Origin of the sequence: Streptomyces sp. 2323.1 (assembly GCF_900221035.1) — a bacterium.
Taxonomy (GTDB): domain Bacteria; phylum Actinomycetota; class Actinomycetes; order Streptomycetales; family Streptomycetaceae; genus Streptomyces; species Streptomyces sioyaensis.
Map to the genome: position 1 here is coordinate 6,375,598 of NZ_LT907981.1, position 21,940 is coordinate 6,397,537.

19 protein-coding genes are annotated in these 21,940 nt (G+C 71.4%); 14 read left to right on the forward strand and 5 right to left on the reverse strand.

The annotated features are described in order from the left end of the window. Positions 1 to 189 precede the first annotated feature (189 nt). The 4 genes from CPH93_RS27480 to CPH93_RS27495 all read left to right on the forward strand — a co-directional run bounded on the left by CPH93_RS27480 (position 190) and on the right by CPH93_RS27495 (position 4,379). On the forward strand, positions 190 to 777 hold the full coding sequence (locus CPH93_RS27480; RefSeq protein ID WP_093648847.1) for a LysM peptidoglycan-binding domain-containing protein: 588 nt from the start codon (positions 190 to 192) through the stop codon (positions 775 to 777). A 269-nt stretch (positions 778 to 1,046) separates the two neighbouring features. After that, positions 1,047 to 2,306, forward strand: coding sequence for a glycosyltransferase family 4 protein (locus CPH93_RS27485; protein ID WP_093482461.1), 1,260 nt, complete (start codon positions 1,047 to 1,049; stop codon positions 2,304 to 2,306). Further along, complete coding sequence (locus tag CPH93_RS27490; RefSeq protein WP_096214359.1) at positions 2,303 to 3,280, forward strand: hypothetical protein; 978 nt, start codon at positions 2,303 to 2,305, stop codon at positions 3,278 to 3,280. Before CPH93_RS27485 ends, CPH93_RS27490 begins: the two co-directional genes overlap by 4 nt. 64 nt (positions 3,281 to 3,344) lie before the next feature. Then, a complete protein-coding gene (locus tag CPH93_RS27495) occupies positions 3,345 to 4,379 on the forward strand; it encodes a helix-turn-helix transcriptional regulator (RefSeq protein ID WP_093482459.1) in 1,035 nt (344 codons plus the stop codon). Here the strand turns inward: CPH93_RS27495 and ctaD are convergent. Continuing rightward, on the reverse strand, positions 4,270 to 5,949 hold the full coding sequence (gene ctaD / locus CPH93_RS27500; RefSeq protein ID WP_093482458.1) for an aa3-type cytochrome oxidase subunit I: 1,680 nt from the start codon (positions 5,947 to 5,949) through the stop codon (positions 4,270 to 4,272). The two genes, CPH93_RS27495 and ctaD, sit on opposite strands and share 110 nt — an antisense overlap. A 544-nt stretch (positions 5,950 to 6,493) precedes the next feature. Between ctaD and CPH93_RS27505 the strand changes: the two genes are divergently transcribed. After that, positions 6,494 to 6,709, forward strand: a complete 216-nt coding sequence (locus CPH93_RS27505; RefSeq protein WP_040901734.1) for an I78 family peptidase inhibitor — start codon at positions 6,494 to 6,496, stop codon at positions 6,707 to 6,709. Positions 6,710 to 6,811: 102 nt separating this feature from the next. Here the strand turns inward: CPH93_RS27505 and CPH93_RS27510 are convergent, their stop codons facing one another. Then, positions 6,812 to 7,846, reverse strand: coding sequence for a phosphatase PAP2 family protein (locus CPH93_RS27510; protein ID WP_173909894.1), 1,035 nt, complete (start codon positions 7,844 to 7,846; stop codon positions 6,812 to 6,814). Positions 7,847 to 8,145: 299 nt separating this feature from the next. Beyond that, on the reverse strand, positions 8,146 to 9,339 hold the full coding sequence (locus tag CPH93_RS27515) for a glycosyltransferase family 39 protein (RefSeq protein ID WP_096214360.1): 1,194 nt from the start codon (positions 9,337 to 9,339) through the stop codon (positions 8,146 to 8,148). 210 nt (positions 9,340 to 9,549) lie between these two features. Here CPH93_RS27515 and CPH93_RS27520 point away from each other — a divergent pair, with 210 nt between their 5' ends. Both CPH93_RS27520 and CPH93_RS27525 read left to right on the forward strand, forming a co-directional pair. After that, positions 9,550 to 11,193, forward strand: a complete 1,644-nt coding sequence (locus CPH93_RS27520) for an MFS transporter (RefSeq protein WP_173909895.1) — start codon at positions 9,550 to 9,552, stop codon at positions 11,191 to 11,193. A gap of 122 nt (positions 11,194 to 11,315) precedes the next feature. Next, positions 11,316 to 12,530 carry an acyl-CoA dehydrogenase family protein gene (locus CPH93_RS27525; protein WP_096214362.1) on the forward strand — a complete coding sequence of 405 codons (1,215 nt, stop codon included), beginning with the start codon at positions 11,316 to 11,318 and terminating at the stop codon, positions 12,528 to 12,530. Positions 12,531 to 12,637: 107 nt separating this feature from the next. Here the strand turns inward: CPH93_RS27525 and CPH93_RS27530 are convergent, their stop codons facing one another. Continuing rightward, positions 12,638 to 13,087, reverse strand: a complete 450-nt coding sequence (locus CPH93_RS27530; protein WP_093482452.1) for a cell division protein SepF — start codon at positions 13,085 to 13,087, stop codon at positions 12,638 to 12,640. A 397-nt stretch (positions 13,088 to 13,484) separates the two neighbouring features. Between CPH93_RS27530 and CPH93_RS27535 the strand changes: the two genes are divergently transcribed. The 7 genes from CPH93_RS27535 to CPH93_RS27565 all read left to right on the forward strand — a co-directional run bounded on the left by CPH93_RS27535 (position 13,485) and on the right by CPH93_RS27565 (position 21,214). Then, on the forward strand, positions 13,485 to 15,968 hold the full coding sequence (locus CPH93_RS27535) for a sensor histidine kinase (RefSeq protein WP_231976973.1): 2,484 nt from the start codon (positions 13,485 to 13,487) through the stop codon (positions 15,966 to 15,968). Then, positions 15,965 to 16,390, forward strand: a complete 426-nt coding sequence (locus tag CPH93_RS27540) for a roadblock/LC7 domain-containing protein (protein ID WP_093482450.1) — start codon at positions 15,965 to 15,967, stop codon at positions 16,388 to 16,390. The genes CPH93_RS27535 and CPH93_RS27540 overlap by 4 nt, the downstream gene beginning before the upstream one ends. After that, on the forward strand, positions 16,387 to 16,728 hold the full coding sequence (locus tag CPH93_RS27545; protein ID WP_006607743.1) for a DUF742 domain-containing protein: 342 nt from the start codon (positions 16,387 to 16,389) through the stop codon (positions 16,726 to 16,728). The genes CPH93_RS27540 and CPH93_RS27545 overlap by 4 nt, the downstream gene beginning before the upstream one ends. Continuing rightward, positions 16,712 to 17,314: a GTP-binding protein gene (locus CPH93_RS27550; RefSeq protein ID WP_093482449.1), complete on the forward strand. Its 603-nt coding sequence runs from the start codon at positions 16,712 to 16,714 to the stop codon at positions 17,312 to 17,314. Before CPH93_RS27545 ends, CPH93_RS27550 begins: the two co-directional genes overlap by 17 nt. Positions 17,315 to 17,642: 328 nt before the next feature. Beyond that, positions 17,643 to 18,551: a S1 family peptidase gene (locus tag CPH93_RS27555; protein ID WP_096214364.1), complete on the forward strand. Its 909-nt coding sequence runs from the start codon at positions 17,643 to 17,645 to the stop codon at positions 18,549 to 18,551. A gap of 212 nt (positions 18,552 to 18,763) precedes the next feature. Next, positions 18,764 to 19,687 (forward strand): slipin family protein, encoded by a 924-nt coding sequence (locus tag CPH93_RS27560; RefSeq protein WP_096214365.1) that lies wholly within the window; start codon positions 18,764 to 18,766, stop codon positions 19,685 to 19,687. Between the two features lie 450 nt (positions 19,688 to 20,137). Next, positions 20,138 to 21,214: a S1 family peptidase gene (locus CPH93_RS27565; RefSeq protein WP_096214366.1), complete on the forward strand. Its 1,077-nt coding sequence runs from the start codon at positions 20,138 to 20,140 to the stop codon at positions 21,212 to 21,214. A gap of 89 nt (positions 21,215 to 21,303) precedes the next feature. Here CPH93_RS27565 and CPH93_RS27570 read toward each other — a convergent pair whose 3' ends face one another. Beyond that, positions 21,304 to 21,744, reverse strand: coding sequence for a subtilase-type protease inhibitor (locus tag CPH93_RS27570; RefSeq protein ID WP_096214367.1), 441 nt, complete (start codon positions 21,742 to 21,744; stop codon positions 21,304 to 21,306). Positions 21,745 to 21,940: the final 196 nt, after the last annotated feature.

A 21,940-nucleotide genomic window follows, 5' to 3' on the forward strand; every position in this document is an offset into this window, starting at 1 on the left:
ACGGAATCGAACCAATCGCCGCACAGGGGAAATCAACGGAAAGCCGCCCCGCAAGCGGTCACATAGCGCCAGCTCTTGCGCAGAACTTGGCGCAGTCGGCGGTGTTCCGTACCCCGGTCCGGGTGGGAACGGGCCGGTGGGGGCGTGCCGCGCTGGTCAACGGCGGACGGCTGCCTACCGTCACCGGCTATGTCGGAGAACTCTTCGTCGCCACGGCGCTTCGCGGGATCCGTCGGACTGCTCACCTCGGCGGCCGCCGCCCTGGTCCTGTGTCTGCCCGGTGGCGCCGCCGCCGACGGGCCGGGCGGCAACGGCACGGGCGGCAACGGCCCCGGCGGCAAGGGCGCGTACGCCTGCGCCGAGGACCAGTGGCCGTGGGGCTGTCTCGCGGAGTGCGAGAGCAGCGGTGACTGGCACATCAACACCGGCAACACCTTCTACGGCGGACTGCAGTTCTGGCAGCCCACCTGGGAGGAGTTCGGGGGCCTGGAGTTCGCCCCGCGGGCGGACCTCGCCACCCGTGACGAGCAGATCGAGGTCGCCAAGAGGGTGCAGGCCGCGCAGGGCTGGGGTGCCTGGCCCGAGTGCGCCAGACGCTACGGGCTGATCGAGGAGGGCGGCCGGACCCATGTCGTACGTCCCGGGGAGACGCTCCGCAAGATCGCCCGCAAGTACCGGGTGAAGGGCGGCTGGCAGGCGCTCCACGAGGCCAACCGGACGGTCCTGGGGGACAACCCGCACCGGCTGATCGTCGGCACCAGGCTGCGGCTTCCCTAGGGACCCGTCAAGGATCCGTCAGGGATCCGCCGGGCAGCGGGCGGTGTCGCCCCTCACGGGCCTGGAGGGTATTCAGGGCTCCGGGGTTCCACGAAGCCGTTACCGATGTCCTAACTCTTTCGGAACAACTTGGCGTGCCCGCCCAACCCGGAACCTCCTCTCGTCGTCCTTCCGTTCAGCAGGGGGATACGTCGCGCCATCAGGAGGGGAGCGCGACGTGCCCACGGGGAGACCAGCAAGGACCGGAAGACCAGGGGACACGGGGACGGATGCACATCTCATTCCTGATTCACAATGCGTACGGGATAGGGGGGACGATCCGCACGACGTTCAACTTGGCCCGTACGCTCGCCGAGCAGCACGACGTCGAGATCGTGTCCGTCCTGCGCCACCGCGACGCGCCGGTCTTCGACCTCGGCCCCCGGGTCGCGCTGCGGCATCTCGTGGACCTCAGGGAGAGCGACCCCGGCTACGAGGGCGCGGATCCCGCGCACGCCCGCCCCGCCAAGGTCTTCCCCGCCGCAGAGGTCCGCTACCGCCAGTACAGCGAGCTCACCGACCGCCGGATCGCCCAGCATCTGCGCCGTACCGAGGCCGATGTGCTGGTCGGCACCCGGCCCGGACTCAATGTGCACATCGCCAAGCAGGCGCGCCGCGGCCCGGTCCGCATGGGCCAGGAGCACCTCACCCTGGACACCCACCACCCGGCGCTCAAGCTGGCGCTGCGCAGCGCCTATCCGCGCCTCGACGCGGTCACCACCGTCACCGAGGCCGACGCCCGTTCCTACCGCCGGACGCTGCGGCTGCCCGGTGTGCGCATCGAGGCGGTGCCCAACAGCGTGCCGGCGCCCGCCGTTGCGGCCGCCGACGGCAGCGGCAAGTGGGTCGTCGCGGCCGGCCGGCTCACCCGCGTCAAGCGCTATGACGTCCTCATCCGCGCCTTCGCCCAGGTCGTCGCCGCGCGTCCGGACTGGCGGCTGCGGATATACGGCGGCGGCACGGAGAAGGCCGCGCTGCGTGCGCTGATCGACGAACTCGGCCTGTACAACCACGTCTTCCTGATGGGCCCGGCCAACCCCCTGGAGCCCGAGTGGGCCAAGGGCTCGATCGCGGCCGTGTCCTCCAGCCTGGAGTCCTTCGGGATGACGATCGTCGAGGCCATGCGCTGCGGGCTCCCGGTCGTCGCCACGAACTGCCCGCACGGCCCCGGCGAGATCATCGCCGACGGGGTGGACGGCAAGCTGGTGCCGGTCGGCAATCCGCAGGCGCTGGCCGGCTCACTGCTCACGCTGATCAACGACGACGACGCCCGCATCCGGATGGGCGGCGCCGCGCTGGCCTCGTCCGCCCGCTACGACCCCGCCATGGTCGCCGGGCGCTACGAGGCCCTTTTCGGGGAGCTGCTCGCCCGCCGCCGGGGAAGCCGGCTGCACTGCAGCCTGCATCGCGCCCGGGGAGCCCTGCTCGGCGGCGCATACGCCACCAAGGATGCGGCCCGCGCCGCGCTGAGAGGGGTGCGGACGGTATGACGGCGTCGAGCCAGCTGACCGAGACCGGACAGAACACGAAGGAGTCCTCCGCCATCGATCAGGAACCTGAGGTGCCGGCCAGACCGGGGCCCGACGGCACCGAACCGCCGCGGGAGCGGGGCGTCACCACGGCGCCGGCGGAGCTGCGGGCCGACTGCATCGCGGACTCCGCAGGCGGTCTCACCTTCGATCTGAACGTTCCTCAGGACACCCACACCACCTGGAGCGCGGCGCTGGTGCTGCGGCTGCGCGGCGGCGACGGCGCCGACGACGAGGTACGGCTGCCGCTCGGGCCGAACGGCGCCGGCCGGCTGCGCGCCGTGCTGCCCAGCACCGTCGCGCTCGCCGAGGGCCGTTGGAACGCCTACGCCGACCTCGGCGACGGCGCGGACCCCCGGCGCCTGCTGCCGGGCATCAACGATCTGCGGTCACTGGTGGACCGCCGGCCGCTGGCGGGCATCGGCCGGCTCGGCGTGCGCATCCCGTACGCGACCAAGTTCGGCAATCTCGCGCTGCGCAGCTGGCTGCGCGGCCCGCACGCCGAGGCCGGCGACATCCTCGTCACGCCCGACGGCATGACGGTCTCCGGCCGGCTCTACGGCGCCGCGCCGACGGCCGGCGCCCGGGCGGAGGCCTGGCTGCGCCGCACCGCCGCGTCCGCGGAGGCTCCTGCGGTCACGGTCACCGTCCCGCTGACCGTCGAGGGGGCGGAGTTCACCTTCACGCTGCCCTACGCGGAGCCGGCCGGTCACTGGGAGGACGGCAGCGAGCCGTGGGACCTGTGGCTGCGCCTGACGGAGGGCGCCCGGCCGGTGCGGATCGCCCGCCTCCTGGACGATGTCGCCGACAAGAAGCAGGTCTTCAGCTACCCCGTGATGCCGGTGCGGACGGCTGCGGGGCACCTCAGGGTCGGCCCGTATTACACGCTCGACAACGACCTGGCCCTCCGGGTCGCGGGACCGGCCGGAAGCTGACGGCGAGCGGGCCGGGGGCGCACCGCGGACTGTGGTTGTCCGCAAAGGCTGGGAGACTCGGGCCATGTTGGAGACCTCGGCCCGTCTGCTCCGCCTGCTCTCCCTGCTGCAGTCCCACCGGGAGTGGACCGGCGCGGAGCTCGCCGGCCGGCTCGATGTCACCGCGCGCACGGTGCGCCGGGACATCGACCGGCTGCGCGAGCTCGGCTACCCGGTCCACTCCGCCCCTGGGACGGCCGGCGGCTACCGCCTCGGCGCCGGCGCCGAACTCCCGCCGCTGCTGCTCGACGACGACGAGGCGGTGGCCGTCGCGGTCGGGCTGCGCACCGCCGCGGCCGGCGGGGTCGAGGGCATCGAGGAGACCTCCGTACGGGCGCTGGCGAAGCTGGAGCAGGTGCTGCCGCACCGGCTGCAGCGCCGGGTCGGTGCGCTGAACGCCTTCACCGTGCCGATGCTCGGCGCGGGCGGCCCCCGGGTGGACCCGAACACCCTCACCGAGCTCGCGCACGCCTGCCGCGACTGCCACCGGCTGCGCTTCGACTACACCACCCATGACGGCACGCTCTCCCGGCGCACCGTGGAGCCGCACCGGCTGGTCTGCGCCCGGCGCCACTGGTACCTCGTCGCCTGGGACGTGGACCGCGCGGACTGGCGCACCTACCGCGCCGACCGGATCACCCCCACCCCGCCGCACGGGCCGCGCTTCACGCCCCGTACTCCGCCGGCCGAGGACCTCGCCGCGTACGTCTCCCACGGCATCTCCACCCGCGCCTATGCGCAGCAGGCCACCGTGCTGGTGCATGCCTCGCGGGAGCAGGCCGCGGAACGCATCGGTCCGGCCGCCGGGACGCTCGAAGCCGTCGACGCAGAGCGCTGTCTGCTGCACACCGGGGCGCACAGCCTCGACGTGATGGTGGTGCACCTCGTGATGACGGGCTTCGACTTCGAGGTCCGGGAGCCGCCGGAACTGCTCGACCGCGTACGGGAGATCAGGGACCGGCTGTCCCGGGCACTGGCAGCGCCACCGGCTGCTGGCCCACCTCCGGATGGTGCAGATCGAACGCGGGGGACTCGGAGCGGATCCTCGGGAGCGTCGTGAAGTTGTGCCGCGGCGGCGGCGAGGAGGTCGCCCACTCCAGCGAGCGGCCGTAGCCCCAGGGGTCGTCCACCGTGACCTTGGTGCCGTAGCGCGTGGTCTTCCAGACGTTGTAGAGGAAGGGCAGGGTGGACAGCCCGAGCAGGAAGGAGCCGATGGTGGAGAGGGTGTTCAGGGCCGTGAAGCCGTCGGCGGCCAGATAGTCGGCGTAGCGCCGCGGCATGCCCTCCACCCCCAGCCAGTGCTGGACGAGGAAGGTGGTGTGGAAGCCGACGAACAGCGTCCAGAAGTGGATCTTCCCGAGGCGCTCGTCCAGCATCTTGCCGGTGAATTTCGGCCACCAGAAGTAGAAGCCCGCGTACGTCGCGAAGACCACCGTCCCGAAGACGACGTAGTGGAAGTGGCCGACGACGAAGTACGAGTCGGTGACGTGGAAGTCCAGCGGTGGCGCGGCGAGGATGACGCCGGTCAGCCCGCCGAACAGAAAGCTCACCAGGAACCCGATCGACCACAGCATCGGCGTCTCGAAGGACACCGAGCCGTGCCACATGGTGCCGATCCAGTTGAAGAACTTCACCCCGGTCGGCGCCGCGATCAGGAACGACATCAGGGAGAAGAACGGCAGCAGCACCGCCCCGGTCACGAACATGTGGTGCGCCCAGACCATCACCGACAGGGCCGTGATGGCCATCGTCGCGCCGATCAGCATGACGTACCCGAAGATCGGCTTGCGGGAGAAGACCGGGATGATCTCCGTGATGATGCCGAAGAACGGCAGCGCGATGATGTAGACCTCGGGATGGCCGAAGAACCAGAACAGGTGCTGCCACAGCAGCGCGCCGCCCCACTGCGCCTCGAACACCACCGACCCGAACTGCCGGTCCGCCTCCAGCACCAGCAGCGCGGCCGCCAGCACCGGGAACGCCATCAGCACCAGGATCGAGGTGAAGAGGATGTTCCAGGTGAACACCGGCATCCGGAACATCGTCATGCCGGGCGCCCGCAGCGTGATCACCGTGGTGATGAAGTTGACCGCACCGAGGATGGTGCCGAAACCGGCCAGCGCCAGCCCCATGATCCACATGTCGGGGCCGGCGCCGGGGGAGCGGGTCAGCGAGTTCAGCGGCGCGTAGGCCGTCCAGCCGAAGCTCGGGCCGCCGTCCGGTGTGAGGAAGCTGCCCAGCACGATCAGGCCGCCGAAGAGGAAGAACCAGTACGAGAGCATGTTCAGCCGGGGGAAGGCCACATCCGGGGAGCCGATCTGCAGCGGCATGATCTCGTTGGCGAAGCCGGCGAAGGCGGGGGTGGCGAACAGCAGCAGCATGATCGTGCCGTGCATGGTCACCGCCTGGTTGAACTGCTCGGGGCCGATGATCTGCAGTCCGGGCCGCGCCAGCTCGGCCCGCATCACCAGCGCCAGCACCCCGCCCACCAGGAAGAACCCGAACGACGTGATCAGGTAGAGGTGCCCGATCTTCTTGTGGTCGGTGGTCGTCAGCCAGTCGACCAGCACCGCCCCGAGACTCCGCGCCCCGGGAGGCCGGAGGTCCGCCCGGCCGGTGTCCGTAACCATCCGCTGCACCTCGTTCGTCGACGGTGGACTGGGGCCCGGGACATGATCCCCGCGGCCGCGGCGCAGTGCGAGAGGGCGCTCCGGGCCGTTCCGGTGGGATCCGGCGGACCCGGTCCGGCGGGAGCCGGCGCTCCCGGGCGGCCCGCCGGCCGGGCGGACGGGGCGGGCCGGGAAGTACGCGGGCCCGGCAATCGGGGCGATGTGCGGGAAATGTGTGTGGAGTGTGTCTCGTTGGTCAATTTCCGGACGGCCGATAAACGGCGTCGAGTAACGGAAATCCGATGCTGCCCGGGGGATTGTTTTCGGGCAGTGCGCCGCGCGGCCCCGAGCGGTTGTGCCCGTTTTGTATTCGATCAAGGTGGAATTTCGGCTGCCAAAAAATTCCACCCGGTTGCGCGGTCACGCGGCGCGTACGGGTGACGGAGTCCGGCGAACGCAGCAACGCACGCTGTGACACAAGTGTGACGAAGGACGGACCGCACGGTCATCGGCGTGTGCGCAGGCCGGACTTCCACGGGTCGCCGCCGGCGCATACGGTGGCGTCATGGCTGATCTACCGAACCTGCCGGACAACCCTCAGGACGACATCGAGGCCTACGTCGGCCTCGCGCAGGAGAGCGCCGAGGAGCAGGCCAGAGCGCGTGGCTGGACCACCGTCCGCTCCCTGCCGCCGGGCGCGATCATCACCATGGAGTTCCTGTCCGGCCGGCTCAACTTCGAGGTCAAGGACGGCACGGTGCACCGCTGCTGGCAGGGCTGAGCGCCGCACGGACGACGAAGGCCCCGGCCGCTTCCTCGGGAGCGGCCGGGGCCTTCGTTGCGGGGTGGGGGTGTGCGTACCGGCCCCGCGGTCCGTGGGCGGTCAGCCGCTCCCGTTGCGGCCGCGCCCGGAGGTCGGGCTCAGCGGCGTGGTGCGGGGCATCCGGTCCGCGTGCGGCGGGCGCCGGCTGCCCGCCGGGGTGACCGGGGAGCGCTCCGAGCGGATGGTGTACGGCCGCGCCGGGTGGTGCGGCCAGCCGTCCGGGGTGTGGCCGGCGGAATGGCCGCCCGTGCCGGCGGGGACCGTCTCGCGTACGAGCACCTCGCCGTCGGGCGCGATGCGCTGCCGGGACACCCCGGGAGCCAGCGAGCCGACCGGCAGCGGGCCGCGCAGCGAATCGGGGCGCAGCCGCAGCCACAGCCGCAGCAGGATGCCCATGAGCCGGTCCTCGAACCAGGTGACGCCGGGCTCCAGCCAGGGCATCGCCAGCAGCACCAGCAGCCCCGCGGCCCAGCCGAGCAGGACATCGCTGACCCAGTGCGTGCCGAGGTAGACGGTGGTCATCCCGACGCCCAGCGCACCGAGCGCGGCGATCACCGAGAGCGTGCGGCGGCGCAGCGAGGTGGTGGCGAGGTAGGCCAGCACGCCCCAGGTGACCACGGCGTTCGCGGTGTGACCCGAGGGGAATATGTCGCCGCCCAGGTTCATCTCGTTGGCGCCGACCACGGTCGCGTAGTGCGGGCCGAGCCGGCCCATGCCGAGCTTGGCGGCGCCCACGGTGATGTTCAGCAGCAGCAGGGAGGCGCCGAGCACCAGCAGCGGGTGGAGGTTGCGCTGGTGCCAGCAGCGCCAGCCCAGCCAGGCCGCCACCGCCAGCGCGGTCGGGCCGCGCTGCCCCAGTACAACGAAGTAGTCGAGGAAGGCATGGATCTCAGGCCACTGCTTGTACGGCCTGAAGAACATGACTTGCCAGTCGAACGTGACCAGCCATGAAGTCGCCAGCACTCCGACCACGATCGCGAGGTACACCGCCAGCGTGCCCCAGAACAGCCACATCCGGGTCCGGGTCATGCGGGGTGGTCGGGCGCGATCGGTCGGGCGCTCCTCCATCTGGTCGAGCTTGTCATCGGTACGCACTCAATCGACGTTACCGCGTGTGATGTAGGTGCTTGGTCAAACTGTGCGCTTTGTAATGACGATGTGATGTGGAATGAGTCTCAAACCAGGCTTCGCCGAAGGGATTTGCAAGAGAATTCCTGGCGGTTTTCCGTCGCTTCCCGACCGTCCGCGTGTCGGCACCCCGAGCGCCTTATCTGCTTTTCTCTGGACGGAGTTTATCCGGCCTTTGCCGCCAGGCCCCGTAACGTTTCCCCGCGGCGGTCCTCACGGAGCGGAACCGGCCGGTCACGGCGGGCCGAACCGTTCAGGCCAGTCGGTCACGGCGGGCCCGACCCGTTCAGCCAGAACGCCCCGTAGACCGCGGAGCCCGCCGCCAGCACACCGACGGCCAGCCACGACCACACCGGCCGCCGCCGGGCGAGCGCCGCGGCCGGCGGCAGCAGCAGCGGATAGGCGGGCATCATCAGCCGCGGCTTGGACCCGAAGTAGCCCTTGGCGGTCAGCGCGAGCAGCAGCACCGTCCCGCCGTAGACCGCCAGCGGCAGTGGCTGGCCCTGCCGTACGCCGTGCAGATACAGCCAGATCACCAGCCCGACCCCGAGGAGCAGCCCGAGACCGGCCGCGACAGTGGGCCCCGACAGCTGCTGCCAGACGAACGCGCCGAACGCGAGGCCCCCGTCGAAGCCGTTGCCCCAGCCGCCCTGGACGTCCAGATATCCGGTGAACGAGCCCTGCCGCGCGCCCACCCACAGGAAGAAGCCGCACCAGCCGAGCGGTGCCAGCAGCACACCGGGCAGCATCCCCGGGTGCGCTCGGAGCGCCGCGCGCAGCCGGACGCCGCCGCTCCGCTCCTGCCACAGCGTCACCACCGCGGTGAGCCATACCGCCGCGACCACCGCCGCACCCACCGGGCGGGTCAGCCCGGCCAGCGACGCCAAGACCCCTGCCGCCACCCAGCGTTCGGTCAGCACGGCGTACATGCCCCAGGCCGCGAGCGCGGTGAACAGCGACTCCGAGTACGCCATCGACTGCACGATCCCGACCGGCAGCGCGGCCCACAGCGCGGCCAGCGCGATCCCGGCCCGCGGCCCGTACAGCCGCTCACCGGTCGCGTACAGCGCCCAGGCAGCGACCGCCGACGCGACCCAGGCCACCGCCATCCCGGCGTCGGCGGGCGACAGCGGCAACAGCGCCGACAGGCCGCGCTCCAGCCCCGGCAGCAGCGGGAAGAACGCCAGGCTGGAGTGGAGGTCGCCGTTGGGCATCGGCACCGTGTAGCCGTAGCCCTGCCCGGCGACCCGGGTGTACCAGAGCGAGTCCCAGCGGGCGGTCAGCAGGGTGTGCCAGTCCTTGCCGGCGGCCGCCGACCAGACCGCGAGCACGAGCAGGCCCAGCAGCCGGATCGCCGCGTACGCCGCCAGCGCGGGCGCGGCCCGGCGCAGCGCGGTCCCCGCGGCGGGGCCGGCGCACGTGGTCGGGCCGGGAACGCCGGCGGGCGCAAGATCGTTCATCCCGTCGATTATCCCGTGGCCGAAGAACGCCGGTCGACGGTGGGTGGGGGAACGCAGGGCACTGCGATGCGCGTCTCATCGTGAGGTGAGCCACGCAGGGTACCTGCGGACTCGCGTAGTCTGACGTCTCTACTCGCCCGTGCCACCGGTTCCCCCGGGGCGCTTTCGCGCCCTGATCCGTGGCCGCGAGAGCATGACTGGAGGTACTGCATGTCCGGGTCGACCGCGTCCGGCAGTGGACGGACGGCTGGTGTTCCCCGGCTTTCAGCTGGCGGTGTGAACCGCTGGACCGTGCTGATCGTGCTCTGCGTCAGCCTGCTCTTCGTCGCGCTGGACACCACGATCCTGTACGTCGCCGTGCCCTCGGTCACCGAGGACCTGCGGCCGGGACCCGTGGAACTGCTGTGGATCGTGGACGTCTATCCGCTGATCGCGGCCTCGCTGCTGATCCTCTTCGGCACCCTCGGCGACCGCATCGGACGCCGGCGCGTCCTCCTGCTCGGCTACGGCCTGTTCGGGCTGGCCTCGGCCGCCGCCGCGCTCGCGCCCAACCCGCAGATCCTGATGGTGGCCCGCGCGCTGCTCGGCATCGGCGGCGCCATGATCATGCCGGCCACGCTGTCGATCCTGCGGCAGGTCTTCCCCGACCGTCGCGAACGCGCGGTCGCCATCGGGGTGTGGAGCGCGGTGGCCGCGGTCGGCGCCGCGGTCGGTCCGGTCCTCGGCGGCTTCCTCGTCGAGAACTTCTGGTGGGGCTCGGTCTTCCTCATCAACATCCCGATGATGGCGGCGATGCTGCTGATCGGCCGATGGCTGCTCCCGGAGTCGCGCGGTGAGCGCAACGGCCCCTGGGACGTGATCGGCGCGATCGTCGCGGCGCTCGGTGTGCTGGGCGTGGTCCTCGGCGTGAAGCGGATCGGCAGCGGCGCCGCGGTGCTGGGCTGGACCACCCTGCTGCCCATCGTCCTGGGCGTGGCGCTGCTGATCCTCTTCGTCCGCCGGCAGCACCGGCGCACCCACCCGCTGATCGACATGCGGCTGTTCGCCCGGCCCGCGTTCGGCACCTCCGTCGGCTGCATCGTGCTGGCCATGCTCGCGCTGGTGGGCCTGCAACTCATCGCCGTGCAGTACCTCCAGCTCGTGCTCGGACTGAGCCCGCTGGAGACCGGGTTGCGGATGCTGCCGCTGGTCTTCGCCGCGATGGCGGCCGGCCTGACCGGCTCGAAGATGCTGCAACTCCTCGGCCCGCGCGCCATGGTGTCCCTCGGCTTCGTGCTGACCGCCGTCGCGGTGCTCTGTCTGACGGCGATGAGCAGCCAGGACCGCCCCTGGCTGCTGTCCCTGGGCTTCGTGCTGCTCGGCTTCGGCTTCCAGTCCACGCTGTTCGGGGCGTACGAGTCGATGCTCAACGAGGCGCCCGCCGAGCAGTCGGGCGGTGCCGCCGCGCTCGGCGAGACCTCCTACCAGCTCGGTGCCGGCATCGGTGTCGCCCTGCTCGGCAGCGTCATGAACGCCGCGTACGCCCCCGGTCTGGACCGGGTCGACGGCGTCCCCGAGCGCGCCTCCGCCTCGGCCGCGCACTCCCTCGGCGAGGCCTACAAGGTCGCCGCGGGTCTGGGCGGCCCGGCCCGGGCCGCGCTGCGCGAGGCCGCCCGGGACTCCTTCGTCCGCGGGCTGCACATCACCCTCGTCGCCAGTGCCGTGCTGCTGCTGATCGGCGCGGGGATCGCGCTGCGGCTGCCGCGCCGGGCGGCGGAGTCCACGGAGCGGGCGGAGGCCGAGCGCGAGGCGGCCCCGGGCGGGCCGGCCGGTGCCGGCCGCGGCGAGCCCGCCACGGCGCGCTCCGGTCGCTGAACCGCGGATCTCCGCTGCTGGCACACGGCGGTGCCCCTTGCCGGGCGGCACGGCGGGCCGTACCGTCGGAGGCGAAATAACTACCACTGCTAGTTTTTCGCGCATCCGCCGGAGGCCCCGCCATGTCCGCAACGCCGCCCGCAGAGTCCTCAGCGTCCTTGACGGGTTCGCCGTTCGACCCCAGCGACCCGCTGGGCATCGACGACCTGCTGACCGACGAGGACCGTGCCGTCCGTGACACCGTCCGCCGGTGGACCGCCGAGCGGATCCTGCCCTCGATCGCCGACTGGTACGAGCGCGGCGAACTCCCCGACCTCCGCGAACTCGCCCGTGAGCTGGGGTCGATCGGCGCGCTCGGGATGTCCCTGACCGGCTACGGCTGCGCCGGCGCCTCCGCGGTCCAGTACGGCCTGGCCTGTCTGGAGCTGGAGGCCGCCGACTCCGGCATCCGCTCGCTGGTCTCCGTCCAGGGCTCGCTGGCCATGTACGCGATCTGGCGCTTCGGCTCCGAGGAGCAGAAGCAGGAGTGGCTGCCGCGGATGGCGGCCGGCGAGCTCATCGGCTGCTTCGGCCTGACCGAACCCGACATCGGCTCCGACCCCGCCGCGATGCGCACCCACGCCAAGCGCGACGGGACGGACTGGGTGCTCAACGGGCGCAAGATGTGGATCACCAATGGCTCGGTGGCCGATGTCGCGGTGGTCTGGGCCCGTACCGACGACGGCATCCGGGGCTTCGTCGTCCCCACCGGCACCCCGGGGTTCTCGGCCCCCGAGATCAAGCACAAGTGGTCCCTGCGGGCCTCGGTGACCAGCGAACTCGTCCTGGACGAGGTGCGGCTGCCGGGCGATGCCGTGCTCCCCGGGGCCACCGGACTGCGCGGCCCGCTCGGCTGTCTCAGCCATGCCCGTTACGGCATCGTCTGGGGCTCGATGGGCGCCGCGCGCGCCAGCTTCGAGGCGGCGCTGGACTACGCGAAGACGCGCGAGCAGTTCGGCAAGCCCATCGGCGGCTTCCAGCTCACCCAGGCCAAGCTCGCCGACATGGCCGTCGAACTGCACAAGGGGATCCTGCTCGCCCATCACCTGGGGCTGCGGATGGACGCCGGGCGGCTGCGCCCCGAGCAGGTCAGCTTCGGCAAGCTGAACAACGTACGGGAGGCGATCGAGATCTGCCGTACGGCCCGGACGATCCTCGGCGCCAACGGGATCTCGCTGGAGTACCCCGTCATGCGCCACGCCACGAACCTCGAATCGGTGCTCACCTACGAGGGCACCGTCGAGATGCACCAGCTGGTGCTGGGCAAGGCACTCACCGGCCTGGACGCCTTCCGGTGACCGGCCCCGTGCGGTGATGCGGGCGGCCGCCGCCCGGCCCTGCGGGCCGGGACACGCCGGCGGCGGCCGCCGCGGTCCCCGGGCCCGCACTGCAGGCCCGGAGCCGCTCAACTCTGGTTGAAGAAACCGCCGTTGCGGTGCGCGCGGGCCTCGCCGCTGACCACCTTGTAGTCGGCGGGGGTCAGCAGGAACACCCGGGTCGCGACCCGCTCGATCGAACCGCGCAGACCGAAGGTCAGCCCGGCCGCGAAGTCCACCACCCGCTTGGCGTCGGCGGACTCCATGGACGTCAGATTGACGATCACCGGGACGCCGTCGCGGAACAGCTCGCCGATACCGCGGGCGTCCCGGAAGCTCTCCGGGGAGACCGTGGCGATGCGGGTGCCCTGGTCCTGGGCGGCCTCATCGGCCACCCGGACCCGGGGGTCGGTGACCCACGGGCTGTCACCCGAGTCACCGGCATCGGGTCCCTCGGCGTAGTCGTCGTCGTAGTAGCGCTCGTCATCACTGTCGTCGACGAGGCCAAGCCAGGCACTCGCCTTGCGCACCGATCCCATTGACGCCTCCTCTCACCCGCGGTCTCTGCGTGTCCGCCCCTATCGTCGTCCATGAGGCGGAGGGTGTGCCAAGTGGATAGCCGCCGCACGGGGGGTTCGTGACACATCTGGTGCAAAGAGGGTGGCGCGCCATCAGGGAACGCGCCCCATAAGCAAACTGACAGTACGAAGAACGTGACGGTCGGTATTTTACCGGGCCGATACCGAAAAGTGGCCGGTGAAAGGCGGAGCGAACCCCCGGGTAGGTTCGTGCACGGGACCAGGGCAAATGCCAAAGGCGCCGGCGCACCACCGGGAAATAGGACGATGATCGGGTGACTGGCCCATCCGAGGGTCGTTGACACGGCAGCAGATCGCGATCTGCCCACCGCATCAACTTCCCTCGAAAGTTCTGTACGTGGAAACTCAGACCCCACACGCCGGGTACCGGCGCCTCCGGCAATTGATGACGGCCACGGTCGTGGCGCCACGCACCATCCGTGCCAAGCTCATCCGCATCCTGGCCGTCTCCCTTGCGATACTCCTCGCCCTGCTGGGCTTATCCGCGACGCGGCAGGTGGGCGACTACGAGAACGCCGGTACCACCGCGGCCGACGCCCGGCTCTTCGACGCCCTCCAGGGCTTCATCCACGAGCACCAGAAGGAACGCGGTCTGACCACCGGCTATGTCGGTGGCGTCCGGGAGTTCCGCGACCGGATGCTCGCCCAGCGCAAGCTCACCGACGCCGCGCGCGGCGCGGTGGACCGCGAGCTGGCGGGCCGTCACGACAGCGCCGCCGGCGCCGTACGCACCGCCCTGGTCCGGGTCAACGCCCTGCGGGGCATCCGGGCCGCCGCCGACCGCGGCTCCGGCCGGGTCGAGCGCACCTACTCCTACTTCACCGACACCGATGTCGCCCTGAACGGGCTCGGTACCGGTCTCGTCGAGGTCCGCGACGGCGAGCTGCGCTCCGACTACCAGGCGCTGCAAGTCCTGGGCTCCGCAAAGGAGTTCACCGGTCAGGAGCGGGCCGTCGTGCTCGGCTCGCTGCACGCCCGGCGGTTCCACGGCGAGGACTACACCCGCTTCATGACCGCCCGCTCCGGGCGGCTGGCGGCCTTGGACTCCTATCCCGCGTGGGCCTCCGCGAAGCAGCGGCGGGAGGTCACGGACGCGCTGGCGACTCCGGTCGCCCGGCGGCTCTTCGGGTACGAGAAGGAGATCGTCGACGGACGCGGCGCGATGCCGGCCCCCGCGGCGGTGCCGCCGACCGCCTGGTACGACGCGGCGACCGGCACCATCAACGGGCTGCGCACCGTCCAGATCGCCCTGGGCGAGGACATCAAGGACCGTGCCTCGGCCCTGCAGGGGGAGGCCACCCGGACGCTGGTGCTCTTCGGCCTGCTGGCCCTCGGCTCGGTGCTGGCCCTCGGCGCACTGGCCGTCGGTGCCGCCCGGTCGGTCTCCGGGCCGCTCGGCTCCCTGACCCGCCAGGCCCGTGAGGTCGCCGGCGGCCGGCTGCCCGACGCCGTCGCACAGGTGCAGTCCGGGGCCGGCACTCCCGCGCCCCTCGGCCCGCTGACCGTCCCACGGGGCGCGGGCACCGAGGTCCAGCAGCTGGCCGACGCCTTCGACCAGATGCAGAAGGTGGCCTACGACCTGGCCACCGAGCAGGCCGTACTGCGCCGCAACGCCACCGAGTCGCTGGTCAGCCTCGGCCGCCGGAACCAGAACCTGGTGCGGCGTCAGATCAGCTTCATCAACCGGCTGGAGCACGAGGACGCCGACCCGGAGACGCTGGCCGACCTCTTCGAGCTGGACCACCTCGCCACCCGGATGCGCCGTAACGCCGAGAGCCTGCTGGTGCTCGCCGGTGAGGCCAGCCCGCGGACCTCGGCCACCCCGCTGTCCGTCACCGATGTCATCCGGGCGGCGCTCTCCGAGGTGGAGGAGTACCGCCGGGTCACGCTGCGCCGGGTCGATCCCGGATTCCTCAGCGGTGCGGTCGTCTCCGAGATCGCCCATCTGCTGGCCGAACTGGTCGAGAACGCGCTGAGCTTCTCGCCCCCGGAGACCGAGGTGGAGGTCGAGGGCCGCCGCACCAGCGCCGGCTATCTCATCGCGATCGTCGACCACGGCACCGGCATGACCGCCCCGGCGATGGCCGAGGCCAATGTCCGGCTCTCCGGCATGGCCGGCTTCATGGCCGAACCGACCCGCTTCCTGGGGCACTTCGTGGTCGGCGCGCTGGCCCGCAGGTGCGGTATCGAGGTCCGGCTCGGCGAGGCGCCGGCCGCCGGCACCGTCGCCCGGGTGCTCATCCCTGGCAGCCTCCTCACGGAGCCGTCCGCAGTGGCGGCCGACGTGGACGTCCCCGGCACACGCGGGGAGCAGCAGGCCGCGGAGCCGGAGCGGAAGCGGCCGGCGGCCGGGCCCCGTGCGGACGACGGAGCCGAGCGGCACGACGCGGCCGGCCCACCCGCCGAGCCGCGGACCGCGGCCGGGCCCGCCGCGGACGACCGGGCCGGTGAGGCGCTGCCGCACCCCCGCGCCGCACGGGAATCCGAGGCGAAGACGCCGGCACAGGCCCGCGGTTCGGCCGCGTCCCGCACCCGTAACGGGCTGGTCAAGCGCGCCCGGCGGAGCGCCATCCAGTCGGCGGTGAACGAGGCGGCCGCGCCGCGCTGGCAGCAGCAGGCCGCCCCGACGCCGGACCGCACCCCCGACGAGGTGTCCGGCATGCTCGCCACGCTCCGCAGCGCCCATATGCGCGGCGGGATCAGCGTGGAGAAGGAGCGGGAGAAGGAACAGGCGGCGGGAGCGGCGGAGTCCGGGAAGGGCAGCGGGCAGGACACCCGGCCGGAGACGGCCCGGACGGCGAAGAAGGGTGACGAGAAGTGAGCGTCGATCTCCACAGCGATTCCCAGACCTTCAACTGGCTGCTGGCCAGCTTCGTCCGCAAGACGGACGGGGTGCGTGACGCGGTCGCGGTCTCCTCGGACGGCCTGCTGATCGCGGTCTCCGAGGGCCTCGGCCGGACCGACGCCGATCATCTGGCGGCGGTGGTCTCGGGCCTGTCGAGCCTGGCGCGCAGCGCCTCGCGCCGCTATGAGTTCGACGGCGTCAAGCTCATCATGATCGAGATGGGCCGCGGCTACCTGCTGGTCTCGGCGGTCCGGGACGGCAGCTGCCTGGGCGTGCTCGCCGACAGCACCGGCGAACTCGGCCTGGTCGGCTACGAGATGGCGGTGCTGGCCGAGCGGGCCGGGGATCTGCTCACCCCGGGGCTGATCGCGGATCTGCGGCAGGTCCTGCCGCGATGAGCGAGGAAGCCGATGCGGCGGAGCTGTTCGTCCGGCCGTTCATCATGACCGGCGGCCGGGCCGAGCCGATGCACGACGGGCTGCGCCTGGAGACGCTGGTGGTCGCCGGGCCCGAGGCGTCGCTCGCGGGCCTGGAGTTCGAGCGCCGCCGGATCGTGGCGCTGTGCGCCCGGCCGACGATGGTGGCCGAGGTGGCGCAGAAGACCGGGGTGCCGCTGGGCGTGGCCAAGGTGCTGATCGCCGATCTGGTCGTCGCCGGGCTGCTGGTCTGTCAACAACCCAAGGAGCTGCCGCTCCATGTCCTGGAGAGGATCAGGGACCATGTCAGGGCGCTCTGACAAAGCCGCACCGCTCGCCGTGAAGATCGTGATCAGCGGCGGTCTCGGCGTCGGCAAGACGACGTTCATCGGCGCGATCTCCGAGATCGAGCCGCTGGACACCGAGGCCGCCATCACCCAGGTCTCGGTCGGCGTGGACTCGCTGGCCGGCGTGGAGAACAAGACCACCACGACGGTCGCGCTGGACTTCGGCCGGATCACCCTCGACCCCACGATCGTGCTGTACCTCTTCGGCACCCCGGGCCAGGACCGCTTCTCCTTCCTCTGGGACGACCTGGTCGAGGGCGCCCTGGGCTCGATCGTGCTGGTCGACACCCGGCGGATCGAGGACTCGTTCCCGGCGCTGGACTACTTCGAGGAGCGCGGCACGCCGTTCGTGCTGGCGGTCAACCGCTTCGACGGCGCCCGGCACTTCGCGCTGGAGGAGGTCCGGGAGGCGCTGGGTATCGACGGCGGGGTTCCGGTGCTGGCCTGTGATGCGCGCGGGCGCCCGTCCGTACGTGAAGTGCTGGCCGCGCTGATGGACGAGGTCGTACGACGGCACACGGCCGGCGGCCCGGCGCGGGCGGGGGCGCTCGCCCGCTGACGGCGGGGGCGGGCGGACCGGCCGGATCGCTCGCCCCACGTCCTAGGGGCCGGACCGCCCGCCCCATGCCCCCCGAGCACCGCCCCGGCAGCCACCAACGAGGCTGTCGGGGCGCGGTGTTACGGGACCCGCGGGGGAGGGGACGGCCGGGTGCCGGACACAAGACGTTGGTGAACGCCTCTTGCGCAGTGGGGGCGGTGCGCCCGACACTCCGCTCAGCGCTTGTCAGGGGCACGCCGAAAAAGGAACGTGCGGATTCCGGTCTGCCCCTCGGCTGCGCCTCACGGGCTGCCCACCGGCGGCCCCCCGATCCCCCTCGGAGGAATCAGTGAGGAACGCGCGCACCAACCCCCACAGCGGCGTGGCGAGACGTACCCGGCTGATCGCCGTGGCGTCCGGACTGGTGGCCATCGGAGCCATCGCCATCCCGACCGCCAGCGCCCAGAACCCCGCACCCGCAAGGACGTTCAGCGCCGCCCAGCTCAGCGCCGCCGGCAACGCGGTCCGTGCCGCGGATGTCGCCGGCACCGCCTGGCGGGTCGACAGTGCCACCCACACCCTGGTCGTCACCGCCGACCGCACGGTCTCGCCGGCCGGGATCGCCCGGATCGAGCGGGCCGCCGGCAGCAACGCCGACGCGGTCCGTATCGACCGCATCCCGGGCACCTTCCGCAAGTTCATCTCCGGCGGCGACGCGATCTACGCCCCCAGCTGGCGCTGCTCGCTGGGCTTCAACGTCCGTAGCGGCAGCACCTATTACTTCCTGACGGCCGGTCACTGCACCGAGGGCAATCCGCCCTGGTACACCAGCTCCTCGCACGCCACGAGCATCGGCCCGACCACCGGCTCCAGCTTCCCGGGCAACGACTACGGCATCGTGAAGTACACCAACACCTCCCTGTCGCACCCCGGGATGGTGGGCAGCCAGGACATCACCAGCGCCGGCACGCCGAGCGTCGGCCAGTCGGTCACCCGCCGCGGCTCGACCACCGGCATCCACAGCGGCAAGGTCACCGCGCTCAACGCCACCGTCAACTACGGCAGCGGCGACATCGTCTCCGGACTCATCCAGACCACCGTCTGCGCCGAGCCCGGTGACAGCGGCGGACCCCTCTACTCCGGGACCAAGGCCCTCGGCCTGACATCCGGCGGCAGCGGCGACTGCACGTCCGGCGGCACCACGTTCTTCCAGCCCGTCACCGAAGCGCTCAGCGCCTACGGCGTGAGCGTCTACTGACGCCGGCCGGCTGACGTCCCTGCGGGCCGCGGTCCGCAGGGACCGACGGCACGGCGGACCGCCGGAGCCGGCTCCGGCGGTCCGAGGGCTCCCGTCCGCCGGCGGACGGGAGCCCGGCCGCGCCACGCTAGCCTCGACCGCCCTCCGAGCCGGGCATACCATGGTAAACAACGCGATTCGGATGGCGTACGGCACACGTTCAGGGAGCCGTGATGGTCGAAGAACTGGTGACGAGCGCGGTGGCGCTGGCCTCGGTGGGCGCGGTGTATCTCGTCGCGGCGGCGCGGGTGGTCAAGCAGTACGAGCGCGGTGTGGTGCTCCGGCTGGGGCGGCTGGCCTCCGAGGTGCGCGAGCCGGGATTCACCATGATCGTTCCGTTCATCGACCGGATGCGCAAGGTCAACATGCAGATCGTCACGATGCCGGTGCCCGCCCAGGAGGGCATCACCCGGGACAACGTCACCGTGCGGGTCGACGCGGTCGTCTATTTCAAGGTCGTGGACGCCGCCGACGCGGTCATCCGGGTCGAGGACTACCGTTTCGCGGTCTCCCAGATGGCGCAGACCTCGCTGCGGTCGATCATCGGCAAGAGCGAGCTGGACGATCTGCTGTCGAACCGGGAGAAGCTCAACCAGGGCCTGGAGCTGATGATGGACAGCCCGGCCATCGGCTGGGGGGTGACCGTCGACCGGGTGGAGATCAAGGACGTCTCCCTGCCGGAGACGATGAAGCGCTCGATGGCCCGCCAGGCGGAGGCGACCCGGGACCGGCGCGCCCGGGTGATCAACGCCGATGCCGAGCTGCAGGCCTCGAAGAAGCTGGCCGAGGCGGCCGCGGCGATGTCCGGCCAGCCCGCGGCCCTGCAACTGCGGCTGCTGCAGACCGTGGTGGCGGTCGCTGCCGAGAAGAATTCCACCCTTGTCCTGCCTTTCCCGGTCGAACTGCTGCGGTTCCTGGAGCGCTCCGGGCTGCAGGCCCAGGCGGAGACCGCGGCGGCCGAGGCCGAGCGGGGGCGCGCACGGCAGCCTGCCGCTCCCGAGGTGTCCGACGCCTCGCCCGCGGCCGTGGAGCGCGACACGGAGGGCGAGCTGCCGCCGGAGCTGGAGGACCTCCCGGAGGCGGAGGATCTGCCGTAGGGCGGAGGACCTGCCGTGGGGCGGAGCGTCTCCGCCTGCCTGATGTCCCGTTGAGCGCCGTATATACCCATTGAGGCTGGTATGTACGGCGCTTTCTGCTGCCCAAGGGGCGGCTCCCGGCCGCCGTTTTCCGGCCAGCTATAGTCCTCACACGTGGCGAGGCCGCCGCGCTTCCGGATGCCCGCTGATGTCCGCACTCGATGCCGAGGGGCACGGACACAGGTGTGACCACCGTGTGGCGAAATGGTGAACTCCCGTATGTGAGACCGGTACTCGGTCTTGTGCACGAGTGAGGCGGATGGGGATACTCGGCCGCGCACACGTTGGCATGGACGCGACTTCCCAGGGGTGCGGCTTCCCGGGGACCGTCCGTGTTCCGATTCCCCACTCTCCGGGCTCGGGCAACTCCCCACGGTTTTCCGGGCTCTTCCCCCCACGGAAGGCTCTGAGTTGAAGCACCGACGCATACCCAACCGACGCGCCGTGATCGCAGGTGCGGGAGCGCTCGCGCTCGCCGCCTCCGCCACGGTGGTCCTCGCCAACGCCAATGCGTCCCCGGCGCCGGCTGCCACCCCCGCCCTCGCCAAGCTGACCTCCGCCGCGGCGACCACCCTCGCATCCCACCTCAAGACGGACACCGCGGGTGCGTTCTACGACGCCAAGGCCAAGAAGCTGGTGGTCAATGTCGTGAACCAGGCACAGGCCAGGGCCGCGCGGGCGAAGGGAGCGGAAGCCAGATTCGTCCAGCACACCTTCGCCCAGCTCGACTCGGCCCGGCAGACGCTGAAGTCGAAGGCGACCATCCCCGGGACGTCCTGGGGAATCGACCCGCAGAGCAACAAGGTCGTGGTGACCGCCGACCGTACGGTCAAGGGCGCCAAGCTGGACCGGCTGACCAAGGTCGCGCAGAGCCTCGGTGACAAGGTCGAGCTCCGGCACAGCAAGGGCAAGTTCACCCCGTTCATCGGCGGCGGCGACGCGATCTGGGGGAGCGGTGCCCGCTGCTCGCTCGGCTTCAACGTGGTCAAGGACGGCCAGCCGTACTTCCTGACGGCCGGCCACTGCGGCAACGAGATCAAGAGCTGGTCGGACCAGCAGGGCGGCTCGGCGATCGCCACGACCGAGGACTCCAAGTTCCCGGGTGACGACTTCTCCCTCGCCAAGTACACCGGCGACACCGCGCACCCGAGCGAGGTCGACCTCTACAACGGCAGCACGCAGAAGATCACCAAGGCCGCGGAGGCCACCGTCGGAGAGAAGGTGCAGCGCAGCGGCAGCACCACCCAGGTGCACGACGGCACCGTCAAGGCGCTGAACGCCAGCGTCAACTACCAGGAGGGCACGGTCGACGGCCTGATCCAGACCGATGTCTGTGCCGAGCCCGGCGACAGCGGCGGCGCGCTCTTCGACGGTGACGCGGCGATCGGCCTCACCTCCGGCGGCAGCGGCGACTGCACCAAGGGTGGCGAGACCTTCTTCCAGCCGGTCCCGGAGGCGCTGAAGGCCTACGGCGCGGAGATCGGCTGACCCGGTCCGCACCCGGCAGGCCCTGAGCTGCCGGACGTGACGATCCCCGGGCACCGCCGTCCGGTGCCCGGGGATCGCGAACGGTCCGGTCAGAAGTCGAAGACCGAGCCGCGGCCGTCGGTCATCGCGCAGGGGTTGGCGAAGGTGTGGCTGTACGAGACCCGCTTGCCCTGCCACACGCCGTCCGCGGTGACCACGATGGGAGCCCACTCCTTGGTACACAGGCGCTGTGACGGTGCGGCGGTCACCGCATTGAAGTCGCCGGCCACCGTGCGCAGTTGGTCACAGGCGGCTATCGAGTTGGGGTGGCTGCCGCCGGCTTTCGGCATGCAGGTGAGCGTGACCGCACGTTGGACGGTGGCGGTCGCACGGCTTGCGCCCTGGCCCACCGTCAGTACCAGTTCCGACGGGGCGTACAGGCCGCCGGACCGCCCGGACTGCGCCGGGGCGGCGACGGCCTGTGCGCTGGTGGCCAGGCCGCCGAGAACCAGCGCCGCGCCGAGCGCGACCGCCCCAGTGATGTACCGCATGACGAACACTCCCTTGCTCGAAGGTGCAGATACCGGACGGGAGTCTGGCCCAACCGCATCCCGAAAGCATCTTGAGTGGGCATGAAGCGTTCACTTTGAGTCGTTACCTGAAAGCTCAGGGTAATGGCGCGAACGAGCCGGAGGGGGTGCGGGGCGGCCGGGTGAAAGTGCCGCGCGGCCAGTGGAGTTGCCCCGT

Bases quoted from the DNA above. Each gene is read 5' to 3' on its own strand.
- CPH93_RS27480 (WP_093648847.1), top strand. From the start codon at position 190: ATGTCGGAGAACTCTTCGTCGCCACGGCGCTTCGCGGGATCCGTCGGA.
- CPH93_RS27485 (WP_093482461.1), top strand. From the start codon at position 1,047: ATGCACATCTCATTCCTGATTCACAATGCGTACGGGATAGGGGGGACG.
- CPH93_RS27490 (WP_096214359.1), top strand. From the start codon at position 2,303: ATGACGGCGTCGAGCCAGCTGACCGAGACCGGACAGAACACGAAGGAG.
- CPH93_RS27495 (WP_093482459.1), top strand. From the start codon at position 3,345: ATGTTGGAGACCTCGGCCCGTCTGCTCCGCCTGCTCTCCCTGCTGCAG.
- ctaD (WP_093482458.1), bottom strand. From the start codon at position 5,949: ATGGTTACGGACACCGGCCGGGCGGACCTCCGGCCTCCCGGGGCGCGG.
- CPH93_RS27505 (WP_040901734.1), top strand. From the start codon at position 6,494: ATGGCTGATCTACCGAACCTGCCGGACAACCCTCAGGACGACATCGAG.
- CPH93_RS27515 (WP_096214360.1), bottom strand. From the start codon at position 9,339: ATGAACGATCTTGCGCCCGCCGGCGTTCCCGGCCCGACCACGTGCGCC.
- CPH93_RS27520 (WP_173909895.1), top strand. From the start codon at position 9,550: ATGTCCGGGTCGACCGCGTCCGGCAGTGGACGGACGGCTGGTGTTCCC.
- CPH93_RS27525 (WP_096214362.1), top strand. From the start codon at position 11,316: ATGTCCGCAACGCCGCCCGCAGAGTCCTCAGCGTCCTTGACGGGTTCG.
- CPH93_RS27530 (WP_093482452.1), bottom strand. From the start codon at position 13,087: ATGGGATCGGTGCGCAAGGCGAGTGCCTGGCTTGGCCTCGTCGACGAC.
- CPH93_RS27545 (WP_006607743.1), top strand. From the start codon at position 16,387: ATGAGCGAGGAAGCCGATGCGGCGGAGCTGTTCGTCCGGCCGTTCATC.
- CPH93_RS27550 (WP_093482449.1), top strand. From the start codon at position 16,712: ATGTCAGGGCGCTCTGACAAAGCCGCACCGCTCGCCGTGAAGATCGTG.
- CPH93_RS27560 (WP_096214365.1), top strand. From the start codon at position 18,764: ATGGTCGAAGAACTGGTGACGAGCGCGGTGGCGCTGGCCTCGGTGGGC.
- CPH93_RS27570 (WP_096214367.1), bottom strand. From the start codon at position 21,744: ATGCGGTACATCACTGGGGCGGTCGCGCTCGGCGCGGCGCTGGTTCTC.